Source organism: Lysobacter helvus, assembly GCF_018406645.1.
In the GTDB taxonomy this organism is placed as follows: domain Bacteria; phylum Pseudomonadota; class Gammaproteobacteria; order Xanthomonadales; family Xanthomonadaceae; genus Noviluteimonas; species Noviluteimonas caseinilytica.
This window is the reverse complement of sequence record NZ_AP024546.1, coordinates 953,285-967,422: the sequence shown is the minus strand read 5'-3', so window position 1 is coordinate 967,422 and position 14,138 is coordinate 953,285. Positions and strand designations below refer to the sequence as shown.

Below are 14,138 nucleotides of genomic sequence, written 5' to 3'. Positions count from 1 at the left end.
GCCCGCGCGTTCGCCGGCATAGCTCAGTTGGTAGAGCAACCGCCTTGTAAGCGGTAGGTCGTCAGTTCGATTCTGACTGCCGGCACCACATCGCCCATGCAGCGAAGGAGGTCGCCCGTGCTCGTCACGCTCGCCCGGTTCCTCGATCCGTGGGAAGCGCACGTGGTGTGCGCACGCTTGCGCGCCGATGGCCTGTTCGCGGAAGTGGCCAACGACCGGATGGCGATCGTCGACTGGCCGATGGCCTACGCGCTCGGTGGCACGCAGTTGCAGGTGAAGGCCGAGGACATCGCCGAAGCGCGCGCGATCTTCGACGCGTATCGCCGCGGCGAACTCGATGTCGAACACGATTCAGCGAACGACGACGCCCACCCCGAACCCGCGTGCACGTGCCCTCCGCAAGGCCCCGTCATCCCGTGGGGCGAACGCGCGCTGGTGATCGCATTGTTCGTGCTGGGCGGCGCGACGTTCCCGACGCGCACCGTCGGCGGCCTGTGCGCCACCTGCGGGAAGACGCGGCCTGCGTGACGCACGCGCACGCATGCCTGCGAGTACCATCGGGCCCATGAGCCGCACATTCCCCCCCGTTTCGCTCCTGGGTGCGCCGACCGACGTCGGCGCCGGTCATCGCGGTGCGGGCCTCGGGCCCGAAGCGCTGCGCATCGCGGGGCTGCCCGAAGCCCTCGTCGCGCGCGGCATCGACCTCATCGATCGCGGCAACATCGACGGTCCGCGCAATCCGTGGACGCCGCCGGACGACGGCTACCGGCACCTGAAGGAAGTGACGGACTGGAACCGCATGGTCATGCACGCGGTGGAAGCCGAACTCGACGCGGGCCGCATGCCCATCCTCCTCGGCGGCGACCACTGCCTCGGCGTCGGGTCCATCACGGCGGTCGCGCGCCACTGCCGCAAGACCGGCAAGAAGCTGCGCGTGCTGTGGCTCGATGCGCACGCCGACTTCAACACGCACAACGTCACGCCGTCGGGGAACATCCACGGCATGCCCGTCGCCTGCCTGTGCGGCCTGGGCCCGCGCGAACTCACGCACCTCGGTGGCGATGCCCCCGCGATGTCGGCGGGCGACATCCGCCAGATCGGCATCCGGTCCGTCGACGAAGGCGAGAAGCGCCTGGTGAAGGAACACGGCCTCGACGTCTACGACATGCGTTACATCGACGAAGTCGGCATGAAGCGCGCGATGGAAGAAGCCCTCGACGGTGTGGACGACAACACGCACGTGCACGTGAGCTTCGACGTGGATTTCCTCGACCCCAGCATCGCGCCGGGCGTGGGCACCACCGTGCCCGGCGGCCCCAACTACCGCGAAGCGCAGCTGGTGATGGAAATGATCGCCGACAGTGGCCGCATGGGTTCGCTCGACATCGTGGAGCTCAACCCGTTGCTCGATGCGCAGAACGCCACCGCGAAGCTCGCCGTCGACCTCGTGGAAAGCCTGTTCGGCAAGTCCACGCTGATGCGCGATTGACGCGCCGCCCACGAACTGCATTTCCGGCTGAACGGAACACACCGCGCAAGCGGCAATTCGACGTGGGCTTCACGGCCGGATGGGTCTGATGCGCCCACCGGACGACACATGTCGTCCTCGAATCGTCACCCAGGAGATTTCCATGAAGCAGTCGGCCATGAAGCGCACGTTCGCCCTGATGCTCCTCGCGCTGTTCTCGATGAACATGCTTGCCGCTTGCAACACCGTTGCCGGCGCCGGCAAGGACGTCCAGAAGGCGGGCGAGAAGGTCGAGACCAAGGCCGAGGATTGCAAGGACAGCCATTGCTGATCCGCTGCACGGAGGAGTGAGCGGCGCGCCTGCGCGCCGTGGCAGGGATGCAACGACAAACGGGCCGGTCCTCCGGCCCGTTTGTCTGTCCGCGATTCAATAACGCGGCGGATCCGGCACGAACCCCGCCGGGAACGCCTGCGGCCCTTCGCGCCAGCCGTACGCTGGCGGACGACGCAGGACGCCCATCGCGAGCAATGCGTTCTCGTCGTCGTAGCGCAACTGCGTGACCTGCGTGGGCGAGCGGCTCGCGCGCACGAACTGCGTCTGTCCCACCGGCGACCATTCGCGTGCGCCGTGGCCGGTGCCGAGTTGTTGCGGCATCGCGCTGGGTGCGGCGGATTCGGCAGCGGCACCGGCGGACGCGTTGCCCTGCGCGCGCGGCGAGGCGGCCTTCGCCGCGGCCTGGTCGCGGGATTCGGCGCGCTCGTACGGCGGCACCGAAGGAGAAGGGATGTAAGGCGGCGGCGCATACGCCACCGGCCGCGCTTCGCGATACACCGCGATCCCCACCACGCCCACGTTCTGCGGCCGCCCCGTGCGCGCGGCGTACGAATCGGGCAAGTCGGTGAACACGAATTGCGCAACATCGTCCATCGACTTGCGCCAGCCGGCGATCTCGGTGCTCTGCCAGGGTTCGAGCACGTAACCGGCCTGCGAGGGATCGGCGGTCTGGCCGGTCACCGCGTTCACGCCATCGACGGACAACACGACCAGCACGCGTTCGGCCGACTGGTTGGTCAGGCGCACCGCGTAGCGATGGCCGGGAATGCCGGGCACCCAGATATCGCCGCGGTACGGGGTTTCGGAGAGCCACTGGCCGGAATCGCGATCGACCAGGTCGATGTCCACCATCGTCCGCCCCCAGGCCGAGGGGCATCCGGTGGAAGCGAGCAGGGCAGTGAGCAGCAGGGCGTGGCGCAGCATGGTCGGGCTCCGATGTGGGTGGGCAGACGTGCAACGCCCGGGCCCCGCGCGCGGGGTTGCCGCGCGTCGCGGGTACACTGGCCCGCCTGTTTCCACGCCTCCCGCGAATGAGCCCCAAGACCCGCGTCCGCGTCCTGACCGGCATCACCACGTCCGGCACGCCGCACCTCGGCAACTACGTCGGCGCCATCCGCCCAGCGGTGGAGGCCAGCCGCGTCGACGACGTGGAGAGCTTCTTCTTCCTCGCCGACTACCACGCGCTGATCAAGGTGCAGGAACCGGCGCGCGTGCAGCGCTCCACGCTGGAAATCGCCGCGGCGTGGCTCGCGTGCGGGCTGGAGCCGGACAAGGTCTGGTTCTACCGCCAGAGCGACATCCCCGAGATCCCCGAGCTCACCTGGCTGCTCACGTGCGTGGCGGGCAAGGGCCTGCTCAACCGCGCGCATGCGTACAAGGCGGCGGTGGATCGCAATCGCGTCGAACAACTCGACGACGATGCCGGCATCACCGCCGGCCTCTTCATGTATCCCGTGCTGATGGCGGCCGACATCCTGCTGTTCAACGCGCACCGCGTGCCGGTGGGCCGCGACCAGGTGCAGCACATCGAGATGGCGCGCGATTTCGGCCAGCGCTTCAACCATCTGTACGGCGAGCACTTCACGCTGCCCGAAGCGGCGGTCGAGGAGCACGTGGCCACGTTGCCCGGCCTCGACGGCCGCAAGATGAGCAAGAGCTACGACAACACCATCCCGTTGTTCGCGCCGCGCGAGCAGCTGAAGAAACTGATCTTCGCGATCAAGACCGACTCGCGCGCGCCGGGCGAAAAGAAGGACACGCAGGAGTCGGCGTTGTTCCAGTTGTACCAGGCGTTCGCCTCGGCGAGCGAAGTGGACGCGATGCGCCAGGCCTACGCCGACGGCATCGCGTGGGGCGATGCGAAGGCGATGGTGTTCGAACGCATCGACCAGGAAGTCGCGCCGATGCGCGAACGCTACGACGGCCTGATGGCCAACCCGGCGCACATCGAGGCGCTGCTGCGCGACGGCGCGCAACGCCTGCGCGCGGCGCATGCGACGCCGTTGCTGGCGCAGTTGCGCGAAGCCGTGGGCCTGCGCGATCTGTCCAAGCGCGCCGAGGCAGCAGCCAGCACCGTCGAGAAGCGCGTGGCACCGACGTTCAAGCAATATCGCGAAGCGGACGGACAGTTCTTCTTCAAGCTCGTGTCCGGCGATCGCGTGCTCCTGAAAAGCGACGGCCACGCCTCCGCGCGCGACGCGGGACAACTCGTCGCCGCCGCGAAACAGGATGCCGGTGCGTCGCTGCGTTTCGACGGCGGGCAGGTCCACCTCGGCGAGCGCGTGCTCGGCCACGTGGCGGAAGGCGTCGTGCCGGCGGACCTCATCGAAGCGATGGCCGCGTTCGCCCCGCAGGACGCGTGATGTCGCCGTTCGTCGAAGGAAACCTGGCGGCGCTTCTGTTCGCCCCGTGGTTTCTCATCCTCGGCGTGCTGTACTGGCTCTATCCGCGCCAGCCGCGTCCGTCGTGGCGTCGCGGCTTCGACATCGGCGCGCTCGTGCTCGCCGTCGTCGTGTTCGTGCTGGTCCTGCACTGGGGGCAGGGCTGGGCCGACCGCGGCTATGGCCGCATGTGGCAGCAGATCGTCGGCACCTCGGTCTCCTACGGGGCCTTCCTGAGTGTGCTGGGCATCGCAGTCTGGGTGCGCCATCGTTTGCTGGCGGGTCAACGGGACCCGCGCATGGGCGTTCGTCACGGGCCCCGACGGTAGAATCGCCGTCCGCGGGCATTCGCCCCGCCTCGGCAGGATGCCGGCCCCGTCCCCCTGCATCCATCGAGCCCGAGCGCGGCCCCCGCCGCACCCCATGTCCGCTGTCCCTTCGTCATTGCTGTTCGATGCGCGCGAAGCCGAGCGCCAGGCCGCGCTGGATCGCTATGCGATTGTCGACACCGCGCCCGAACAGGCGTTCGACGACATCGCGCGGCTCGCGGCCACGTTGTGCAACACGCCCGCCGCGGCGATCTCGCTGATCGACCACGACCGCCTGTGGTTCAAGGCGCGCCTGGGCATCGACCAGCCGCAGCTCGTGCGTTCGCGCTCGTTGTGCGGGCATGCGATCGATGCACCGGACGAAACCCTGGTCGTGCACGACCTCGCGCTGCATCCGGGTTACGCGCAGCGCCGCCGCCTCGGTGGCCAGCGCCCGCGCTTCTATGCCGGCGTGCCGCTGCTCAGCCCCGAAGGCCACGCACTCGGCGTGGTGAGCGTGGGCGATGTCGAACCGCGCACGCTCACGCCCGCGCAGCTCGAAGGGCTGCGCCTGCTCACGCGCCAGACGCAGCACCTGCTCGAACTGCGCCGCTATCTCCTCGAACAGGGCCGCCTGCTGTCCGCGCGCGACGCCGAAGCGCGCGATGCCGAACACGCGCGCGACGCCCTGCAGCGCCGCCACGACGACCTCGAATACACCGCTACGCACGATGCGCTCACCGGCCTGCTCAACCGCGCCGGCATGACGCGGCTGCGCGCGCAGGCGAAGGCGCGCGGTGCGCTGGACACCACGCGATACGTGCTCGCGTTGCTGGACATCGACCACTTCAAGCAGATCAACGATCGCCAGGGCCACCTGTTCGGCGATCGCGCGCTGTGCGCGGTGGCCGATGCGATCACGCGTGCGATCCGCGGCACCGACATCGCGGTGCGCTACGGCGGCGAAGAATTCCTCATCGTGCTGCCCGACACGCGCCTGGACGGCGGCGCGGAAATCGCCGAACGCATCCGCCGGCAAGTCGAAGCCCTGGAGATCGGCGCGATGATCACGGTGTCGGTGGGCATCGCCGATGGCGGGCCCGGTGGCGAAACGCCCGAAGCGGTGTTCGAACGTGCCGACCAGGCGCTGTATCGCGCGAAGGCGATGGGTCGCAATCGCGTCGTCGCAGACGACACGCCGCGCTAATTCACCAGTCGTTGGGCTTAACGCCTTTCCCGGGTTCGCGCATCTTCACCACGCAGAACCGCTGCCCCGTCGGCGCTTCCATCACCCACCAGCGCTTCACCCAGCCGATGCGCTTTGCGCCGAGTGCTTCCAGGCGCGCGGCTTCGGCGTCCTGGTCGTCCGCTTCGATGTCCAGGTGCACGCGCGAGGGGTGTTCGACTTTCTGCACTTCGACGTGCAGGTCGGCCGGCGTGCCGGTGAACGCGGCGTACTCGGCCGCGCCGTCGACGTAGTGCTCGCCGACGTGCAGGCCGAGGGCCTTGCTCCAGAAGTCGGTGGCGACCCCGAGGTCGTCCACCTGGCAATCGATGATGAAACCCGCCAACCGGCTGCGGTGCGCCATCGCCAACTCCTTGCGTCAGGTCAGTGCGACTTCGCCAGGTCGTCGAGCATCGCCTTGAGGAAGCGCGCCGCTTCGCCGCCCGTGCAGGCGCGGTGGTCGAAGGTGACCGACAGCGGGATGACGCGATGCGATTCGAACCCGCCCATCACCGGCGTCATCTGGTGGCGGCCCTTGCCGGCGGCGACGATCGCCACGCACGGCGGCACGATCACCGGCGTCGCGTAGCGGCCGGCGAACATGCCGAAGTTCGACAGCGAGATCGTGTAGCCGCTGAGCTCCGACATCGGGATCGAACGATCCTCGACCTGCGTGCGCAATCGATTGACGGCTTCGCGCACGCCGCGCGCATCGAGCATGTCGGCGTTGCGCAGCGCGGGCACGAACAAGCCGTCGTCGGTGTCGACCGCGATGCCGATGTCCACGTGCGGGTGCAGCGTGCGGGTCAAATTCTCGCCATCGAACCACGCGTTGAGCGCGGGCACGGCCTTCGCGCCGGCGACGATCGCGCGCACGAGGCGCCCGGTGATGTCGTTGCCCGGCACCCAGGCGTGGATGTCGGCGTCGTCGCTGAGCGTGGTCGGCACGACCTTCGCATGCGCGTCGGCCATCACGCGCGCCATGTTGCGGCGCACGCCCTTGAGTTGTTCCGGCTGGCCCGTGGCCTGCACGCCCGGCGGTTGCGTGCGCATGGGCTTGCCGGCCATGGACACGGTGCTGCGAACACTCCCCCCGGCGGGGGGAGTCGGCGCGACAGCGCCGGAGGGGGCAACGTCGCGACGCACGCCCGCCGCACTCGCGGCTTGCTGCAACGTCGACGGATCCGCCGCCGCATTCTTCACGTCTGCATTCGTCACCACGCCATCCGGCCCGGTCGCCCGCACGCGCGCGATATCCACGCCGAGCTTGCGCGCCAGCGCACGCACCGCCGGCAACGCCTTGACGCCACCGACCGCGACCGCGGATTCGCTGCGCACAGCATCGGACGACTGCATCGCGCCGACCACCGTGCCGCTGTCCTGGCGCGCTTCGGCCTTCTCGGTCTTCGGCGCTTCCGCCGTGCCGCCTTCGCTGATCACGCCGCCTTCGTCCGAGGCCACGACCTTGTCGCCGCCATCCACGTGCGCACCGGCGCCCTTCGGCGGCCCGTGGTGGTGGCCGGTGTCCTGGCCTTCGGCGCGCTGCGGCATCGACGGATCGATCTCGAACTCGGCGAGCAGCGTGCCGGTGACGATGACATCGCCCGCGCCGCCGCCGACCTTCAGCACCTTGCCCGACACGGGCGAGGGCACGTCGACCACGGCCTTCGCCGTTTCCATCGACACCAGGTTGTCGTCGAGCTTGATCGTGTCGCCGACCTTGACGTACCACTCCACGACGGTCGCGTCGGGCAGGCCTTCGCCGAGGTCGGGCAGCAGGAATTGTTTCGTCGCCATGCGGATGTCCTTAGCTGTGCGAAACCGCGCGCTTGGCGGCGGCCACGATCTTGTCCACGCTCGGCAGGTACTTCATCTCCAGGCGGAACAGCGGGATGTGCGTGTCGTAACCGGTGACGCGTTCGACCGGCGCGACGAGGTCGAACATCGACTCCTCGGCCAGGCGCGCGGCGATCTCCGCGCCGAAGCCCGCGGTCTTCGGGGCCTCGTGCACGATCACGCAGCGGCCGGTCTTGCTCACCGATTCGGCGATGGTCACGAAGTCCAGCGGACGCAGCGTGGCGACGTCGATCACTTCGGCGCTGATGCCGTCCTTCTCGAGCGCCTCGGCGGCTTCCAGGCATTCCTTCACCTGCGCGCCCCACGTGACCAAGGTGACGTCGGTACCGTCGCGCAGCACGTAGCACACGTCCAGCGGCAGCGCTTCGCCGTCGTCGGGCACGAGTTCCTTGTACTGGCGATAGATGCGCTTGGGTTCCATGAAGATCACCGGATCCGGATCGCGGATCGCAGCGAGCAACAGGCCGTACGCACGCGCTGGCGAAGACGGCAGCACGACGCGCAACCCGGGCACGTTGGTGAAGATGGATTCGTTCGCTTCGGAATGGTGTTCCGGCGCGCGGATGCCACCGCCCCACGGCACGCGCAGGACCATCGGGCACGTCAGCCGCCCGCGCGTGCGGTAACGGAAGCGCGCGGCGTGGCAGATGATGTGGTCGACCATCGGATACACGAAGCCGTCGAACTGCGCTTCGGCGACGGGCTTCATGCCCTGCGATGCGAGGCCGACCGTGAGGCCGGCGATCGTGGTTTCGTCCAGCGGCGTGTCGAGCACGCGCTCGGATCCGAACGTGGCCTGCAGGCCGGCGGTGGCGCGGAACACGCCGCCGTTGACGCCGACGTCTTCGCCCAGCACCACGACGGTCTCGTCGTTGCGCATCTCGTACGCGAGCGCCTGGGTGATCGCTTCGATCAGGGTGATCGCGGGAGCCTGCTTCTCGGTTGCTGCCTCAGCCATGACCGCGACCCTCCCACGCAATGGCCTGTTCGCGCTGCGCGAGCAGGTCCGGCGGCGGATCCCCATAGAGGAAATCGAACATCGCCGCCACCGGCTGCACCTTGCTTTCCAGGTACGCGTTGATTTCGATGTCCACCAGCTTGCCGCACTCCTCGATCCACGCCGTTTCCTGCGCTTCGGTCCACGCGCCGGCGGCGGTGAGGTAGTTGCGCAGGCGCACGTGCGGTTCGCGCGCCCAGGCCGCCTTGACTTCGTCTTCGCCGCGGTAGCGGCGCGCGTCGTCGGCGGTGGTGTGGTCGTGCAGGCGATAGGTCATGAACTCGATGCAGCTGCCGCCTTCGCCGTTGCGCGCGCGGGTGATCGCGCGACGCATGCCTTCGAGCACGGCGATGAGGTCGTTGCCGTCCACCTGCAGGCAGAACAGCCCGCCGGCGATGCCCTTCTGCGCGAGCGTCTGCGCGCCGGTCTGCGACTTGCGCGGCACCGAGATCGCCCAGCCGTTGTTGATGATGCATTGGATGAACGGCAGCGTGTACGCACCGGCGGAGTTGATCGCCGCGTACGTATCCGTCTTCGAACTGCCACCGTCGCCGCAGCACGTCACGGCCACGCGCTTCTCGCCGCGCAGCTTGAACGCGAGCGCCGCGCCCGCGGCATGCAGGCACTGCGTGGCGATCGGCACGCACCACGGATAGTCGTGCTTCGGGCCGGAGAAATCGTTGCCGCGTTCGTCGCCGCCCCAGTACATCAGGACTTCGCGCGGCTTCACGCCGCGCATGAACTGCGCGCCGTATTCGCGGTAGCTGGGGGCGAAGACGTCTTCGGGCAGCATCGAGGCGCCGATGCCCACGTGCGTGGCCTCGTGCCCGAGGCACGCGGCATACGTGCCGAGCTTGCCGGTGCGTTGCAGCGCGATGGCCTTCGCATCGAAGGTGCGCACGTACAGCATCTGCTTGAACAGCGGCACGAGCGCGGACGCATCGCGGAAGGCCTGCGGGAGTTCCGCGACGGCTTTGCCGTCCGGCCCGAGGTACTGCAGGTATTCGATCTGGAACTGTGCGGCGAGGGTCATGCGGACGTCGTCCCGGCGACAGGAGCCCGGGATCATAACCGCTGCGCGTGTTCAGGCCGCGTGCCGTCGGCCGGGGGCGCCGCCGGCCGGCCGAAAAAAAGCGCGGCCCCGGAGGGCCGCGCCGTGGTGCTGCATCGTGCCGGGATCAGCGGATGCGCGTGCTGCTCGTGGCCGTGTTGTTGCCGGTCACCGGATCGGGCGACGCCGACGTCACGTCGACCGACAGGTCGAGCAGGTCGTTGGCGGGCCGCTGCGGCGAGGTGATGGCGAGATCCACCGTCCAGACGCCGTTGCTGCCCATCGCCCCGTCCAGCGTGCAGGTGACCTGGAAGCCGACGGGCGCCGCCGACTTCGCGCAGGTCCAGCCTGCGGGCGCATTCACCACCACCGCGTTCGGGGCGACATCGCCGCTCGCGTGCAGGACGGGCTGCCATGCCGCGGCCGGGCCGGCGTTGATGATGCGCGCCGGGTAGTGCGCCACCACGTTCGGCTTCGCGCCGAGCACCGGGCCGGACACCGTGGCCCGCAGGTCGGCGCGGCCATCGATGGCCACCGTCGCCGACGCGCCGTTGTTGGCGTTGGCCGGATCGGTGATCGACGAGGCGACGCTCGCGGCCACGTGCACTGATCCGGCCACCATCGTCACCGGCACAGCGACGTCCATCCCGAAGCTCGCCGAGGCGGCCGACGCGAAGTCGGCGTTGCGGCAGAGCACGGTCGTCGTCGTCGCATCCACCAGCGGCGCATCGCACGTCCAGCCGGCCGGCACGGTCATCGTCGGCGACCACGCGCCATCCAGCACGAAGGCGACCGAGGCGTTCAACGCGGCATTCGGGCCCGCGTTGTCCACCTGCGCATCGAAGTGCGCGGTGTTGCCCGGCAGCACCGTCGCCGGCGCGGTCATCGCCATCCGCACATCGGCGCTGCGGAACGACGCCAGCGACACGCGCACGCGCACCGGGTCGTGGTCCGACACGCGCACGGGCGTGGACGCATCGCCGAAGTTGTCGACGCCGAAGTCCGCGTTGATGCGCGGATGGTCGACTTCGACATGCATCGCATCGGCGATCAGCGCCTGGTTGAGCAGCACGTGGTCCAGGCTCTGCGCGTTGCCTTCGAACACGTACGAGTAACGCTCGCGCGGCTGGGGCACGAATTCCGAGCCATCGACCAGCGGCGTCGTGAGCGGCGAGGGCACGGCGGTCAGCACTTCGGCATCCGGTGCGGGCGACCCCTTCACCACGCCGAGCACGTCCACGTAGCCGTCGTTGAACTCGAACGCATTGAAGTCGCCGACCAGCACGATGCGTTCGCCCGGGTTGGAGGACTGCATCGATTCGATCAAGCCCGCGGTGTAGGCCGCCTGCGCCGCGCGCTTGCCGCGCACGCGCGCGCCTTCGGTCGCCCAGCCGCTGCTGCCCGAGGCGCTGTCGTCCACGCCGTTGAGCGAACGCAGGTGGTTGACGACCACGCTCACCGGCCAGGTGGCGCCGTTGTCCTGGTGCACGATCGCGCGCATCACCAGCGGCGGGCGGTCGTTGAGCAGGCTGGTGGTGCCGTTCGGGTTGGCGAAGGTCGCGTCCTTGCCGAACTGCGTGACCGACGCCACTTCGACGCGCGGGACGCCCGCACCGTTGTCGCGCGTGCTGGCGAGCACGCCGACGTTGATGCCGCCCACGTCGTTGCCCGGCACCAGGTACGGCACGTAATGCGGCGCGTGCGAGGGGCACGTGGCATCGATGCGCGCCGACAGCAGTTGCAGGATGCGCAGGTTCTCCACTTCCACCACGCCCAGGATGTCCGGCGTCTTCAGGTAGTCGCAGATCGCCCATGCGGTCTTGCCCAGTCGCATGTCGAGCGCGGCGGGCGTGAGCGTCGGCGCGCCGTTGCCGTCCGGCACTTCGTCGAAGAAGCGCAGCAGGTTGAAGCCGCCGATGGTGGCTTCCTCGTAGCGCGCATCGTCGACCGCGGTGGGCACCTTGCCGCCGGCGACGACGGGCACCTTGTTCGCATCGGGCAGCAGCGCCCAGGTGCCGTCGAAGTAATCGAGCACGCCTTCGAGGTTGCCGATGGTGGCTTCGTCGTCCACCGCGATCGGCAACGCGCCGACCTGGCCACGGCTGCGCACCATCAGGCGTTCCTGGTTGGTGTCGAAGCGCGGCGGCGTCTTGCCGGCGGGGATCGCGATGGTGTCCAGCACGCCGATGCCCGGTTCGCGGAACGGCGTGGCGACGTCCGGTGCGGTGACGTAGAACACGCCGTCGGTGGTCGAGGTCGCGTTCGCTTCGTTGATGCTGCCGTCGGACGCGCCGACGACCACGGCCTGCGCCATCGACACGCGCATGCCTTCGAGGCGTTCGAGCGTGCCGGGCAGGGCGCTGGCGTTGAGCAGCGCGGAATCAAGCACGACCGGCGCCGGGATCGCGTTGCCCGTCGTCAGCACTTCGACCGTGGGCTCGATCATTTCGGTGATGCTGAGCTGGTTGAGGTTGGTCGACGGCGTGTATTCCTGCACCTTCGCCGTCACCTTGACGCGGTCGCCCACGTTGACGGTGGGCGCGGTGCTGGTGAACACGAACACGCCTTCGGACGTGGCGGGATCGGCGTCGACGTTCGCGTCTTCCACCTGCAGGAAGAAGCCGTTGTTGAACTTCTTCGCGGTGACCACGCCCTGCACTTCGACGCGCTGGTTGGCGACCGGCGACTGCAGGCCGTTGCCCTGCACGTCGTGGATCGACATCGGCGTGGCCGGATCCGGCGGCGGCGGAGGTGCGCTGCCGCTGTTGTGCGGGTCGGCAGCCAGGCCCTGGAAGTCTGCGGCGTTGTTGTTGGTGTCGGTGGTGCCGTTGTTCTTGCGTTGGTCGGATCCGAATGCCGCCACGCTCGGGGCCGGCGCCGTGCCTTCGAAGCAATTCGCGCTGCCATAACCGACGAAGTCGACCGCCGAGGCCAACGGGCATGCGCCCGACAGCGTCACCTGGTTGGCGACCAGCGCCACCTTGCCGGCCGTCCCGGACATGGCGATCGTGCCGGTGGCATCGGGTGTCGGCAGCGCGGTGCTCCCACCTGCGCCATCGGCTTCCTTCACCAGGTAATAGCCGCCCGCCGCGATCGAGCCGGTGAGATTGGTCCGCTGCCACGTGGTCCCCACGGACGAGGCGTACTGCACCGACCAGGTGGAGAGATCAACGGCCGTCGCGCCGTTGTTGCGCAACTCGATGAAGTCGCTCTTGAGCGTGGCGCCACTGTTGCCGCCCGACCCGTACACCTGGCTGATCACCACCTGCGCATGGGCTGCGCCCATCCCGCCGCAACACAGTCCTACCGCGAGCGCCAGCTGGCGCACGTGCAATTTCATCGACGATGTCCCCTGAAGTTGGAGTGCGGGCCCGAAGGCGCGCTGGTTTCTTGGTTCTTCTTGTTGGCGTGCCGCCCCGGCATGGTCCCCACCCGGTGTGACACGCGTCTTACTCTAGCCAAGCTGCGCTACCCTTGCCCGCTGCAATGCGGCAAAGACGCACATGACCATCGAAGACAACGAACGTCCGCTCGAAGCCGGCATCCATACGGACCTGTCCGGCCGGATGACCTACGGCGGGTACCTGCAGCTGGAACGCCTGCTCGGTGCGCAGGAACCACTGTCGGTGCCCCCGCACCACGACGAACTGCTCTTCATCGTCCAGCACCAGGTCTCGGAGCTGTGGATGAAGCTGCTGATCCACGAGTTGTCGTCGGCGATCGTGCACCTGCGCGAAGACCGCCTGGACGCGTGCCAGAAGATCTTCGCGCGCTGCAAGCAGGTGCTGCGCCAGCTGACCGAAATGTGGTCGGTGCTCGAAACGCTCACGCCGTCGGAATACATGGAATTCCGCGAGATCCTGGGCCCGTCGTCGGGCTTCCAGTCGCTGCAGTACCGCACCATCGAATTCCTGCTGGGCAACAAGAACGCGGCGATGCTGCGCGTGTTCGCGCACGACGAAGCGGGCCAGGCGAAGCTGCGCGCCGTGCTCGAAGCGCCCAGCCTGTACGACGAAGCGCTGCGCTACCTCGCGCGCCACGGGCATGCCGTGCCCGCGCACCACCTGGAGCGCGACTGGTCGAAGCCGCACGCGTTCTCGCCGGACCTGGTGCCGGTGTTCGAACACGTCTACGAAGACACGAAGTCGCACTGGGCCGCGTACCACCTGTGCGAAGACCTGGTGGACCTGGAAACCCAGTTCCAGCTGTGGCGCTTCCGCCACATGCGCACGGTGATGCGGATCATCGGGTTCAAGAAGGGCACGGGTGGCTCGAGCGGGGTCGGGTTCCTGCGCCAGGCGCTGGAGCTCACCTTCTTCCCGGAGCTGTTCGAGGTCCGCACGGTCATCGGCGTCCCCGGGGATGGCTACGGGCAACCTTCCGATCGAAGGTGAGCCGTATTAAGGAAACTGCTGCGCTGCACCATCACGGATGGGGGTTTGACGGCGCACGCGCCGGCCGGTGATGCTCGGCCGGATCGCCTGCCATCCCGGCACGCACTACCTTCGAACCAAACA

12 protein-coding genes, 1 tRNA gene and 1 pseudogene are annotated in these 14,138 nt (G+C 68.6%); 8 read left to right on the top strand and 6 right to left on the bottom strand.

Going from position 1 to position 14,138, the window contains the following annotated elements; genetic code table 11:
* Window positions 1-12: 12 nt before the first annotated feature.
* From LYSHEL_RS04795 to LYSHEL_RS04780, 4 genes are all read left to right on the top strand, one after another.
* A tRNA-Thr gene (locus LYSHEL_RS04795) sits at window positions 13-88 on the top strand.
* A gap of 29 nt (window positions 89-117) precedes the next feature.
* Window positions 118-528 carry a hypothetical protein gene (locus LYSHEL_RS04790; protein WP_213436213.1) on the top strand — a complete coding sequence of 137 codons (411 nt, stop codon included), beginning with the start codon at window positions 118-120 and terminating at the stop codon, window positions 526-528.
* 37 nt (window positions 529-565) lie between these two features.
* Window positions 566-1,489 carry an arginase gene (gene rocF / locus LYSHEL_RS04785; protein WP_213436211.1) on the top strand — a complete coding sequence of 308 codons (924 nt, stop codon included), beginning with the start codon at window positions 566-568 and terminating at the stop codon, window positions 1,487-1,489.
* Window positions 1,490-1,646: 157 nt separating this feature from the next.
* A complete protein-coding gene (locus LYSHEL_RS04780; RefSeq protein WP_213437595.1) occupies window positions 1,647-1,799 on the top strand; it encodes an entericidin A/B family lipoprotein in 153 nt (50 codons plus the stop codon).
* Window positions 1,800-1,895: 96 nt separating this feature from the next.
* On the opposite strand, the gene LYSHEL_RS04775 is transcribed toward LYSHEL_RS04780, so the two are convergent.
* A complete protein-coding gene (locus tag LYSHEL_RS04775) occupies window positions 1,896-2,726 on the bottom strand; it encodes a hypothetical protein (protein ID WP_213436209.1) in 831 nt (276 codons plus the stop codon).
* Window positions 2,727-2,833: 107 nt separating this feature from the next.
* Here LYSHEL_RS04775 and LYSHEL_RS04770 point away from each other — a divergent pair.
* The 3 genes and pseudogenes from LYSHEL_RS04770 to LYSHEL_RS04760 all read left to right on the top strand — a co-directional run.
* Window positions 2,834-4,045 (top strand): annotated as a pseudogene (locus tag LYSHEL_RS04770) (tryptophan--tRNA ligase); the annotation flags it as partial.
* Window positions 4,046-4,164: 119 nt separating this feature from the next.
* Window positions 4,165-4,512 carry a hypothetical protein gene (locus LYSHEL_RS04765; protein WP_213436205.1) on the top strand — a complete coding sequence of 116 codons (348 nt, stop codon included), beginning with the start codon at window positions 4,165-4,167 and terminating at the stop codon, window positions 4,510-4,512.
* A 94-nt stretch (window positions 4,513-4,606) separates the two neighbouring features.
* Window positions 4,607-5,698, top strand: coding sequence for a GGDEF domain-containing protein (locus tag LYSHEL_RS04760; RefSeq protein WP_213436203.1), 1,092 nt, complete (start codon window positions 4,607-4,609; stop codon window positions 5,696-5,698).
* A gap of 1 nt (window position 5,699) precedes the next feature.
* On the opposite strand, the gene LYSHEL_RS04755 is transcribed toward LYSHEL_RS04760, so the two are convergent.
* The 5 genes from LYSHEL_RS04755 to LYSHEL_RS04735 form a co-directional block, all read right to left on the bottom strand.
* On the bottom strand, window positions 5,700-6,080 hold the full coding sequence (locus LYSHEL_RS04755) for a VOC family protein (RefSeq protein WP_213436201.1): 381 nt from the start codon (window positions 6,078-6,080) through the stop codon (window positions 5,700-5,702).
* Window positions 6,081-6,100: 20 nt separating this feature from the next.
* Window positions 6,101-7,513, bottom strand: a complete 1,413-nt coding sequence (locus LYSHEL_RS04750; protein WP_213436199.1) for a dihydrolipoamide acetyltransferase family protein — start codon at window positions 7,511-7,513, stop codon at window positions 6,101-6,103.
* Window positions 7,514-7,523: 10 nt separating this feature from the next.
* Complete coding sequence (locus LYSHEL_RS04745) at window positions 7,524-8,531, bottom strand: alpha-ketoacid dehydrogenase subunit beta (RefSeq protein ID WP_213436197.1); 1,008 nt, start codon at window positions 8,529-8,531, stop codon at window positions 7,524-7,526.
* Window positions 8,524-9,603, bottom strand: coding sequence for a thiamine pyrophosphate-dependent dehydrogenase E1 component subunit alpha (locus LYSHEL_RS04740; RefSeq protein WP_213436195.1), 1,080 nt, complete (start codon window positions 9,601-9,603; stop codon window positions 8,524-8,526). Before LYSHEL_RS04740 ends, LYSHEL_RS04745 begins: the two co-directional genes overlap by 8 nt.
* 145 nt (window positions 9,604-9,748) lie before the next feature.
* Window positions 9,749-12,961: a lamin tail domain-containing protein gene (locus tag LYSHEL_RS04735; protein WP_213436193.1), complete on the bottom strand. Its 3,213-nt coding sequence runs from the start codon at window positions 12,959-12,961 to the stop codon at window positions 9,749-9,751.
* A gap of 163 nt (window positions 12,962-13,124) precedes the next feature.
* Here LYSHEL_RS04735 and LYSHEL_RS04730 point away from each other — a divergent pair, with 163 nt between their 5' ends.
* On the top strand, window positions 13,125-14,015 hold the full coding sequence (locus LYSHEL_RS04730) for a tryptophan 2,3-dioxygenase (protein ID WP_213436192.1): 891 nt from the start codon (window positions 13,125-13,127) through the stop codon (window positions 14,013-14,015).
* The last annotated feature ends 123 nt before the right edge of the window (window positions 14,016-14,138 follow it).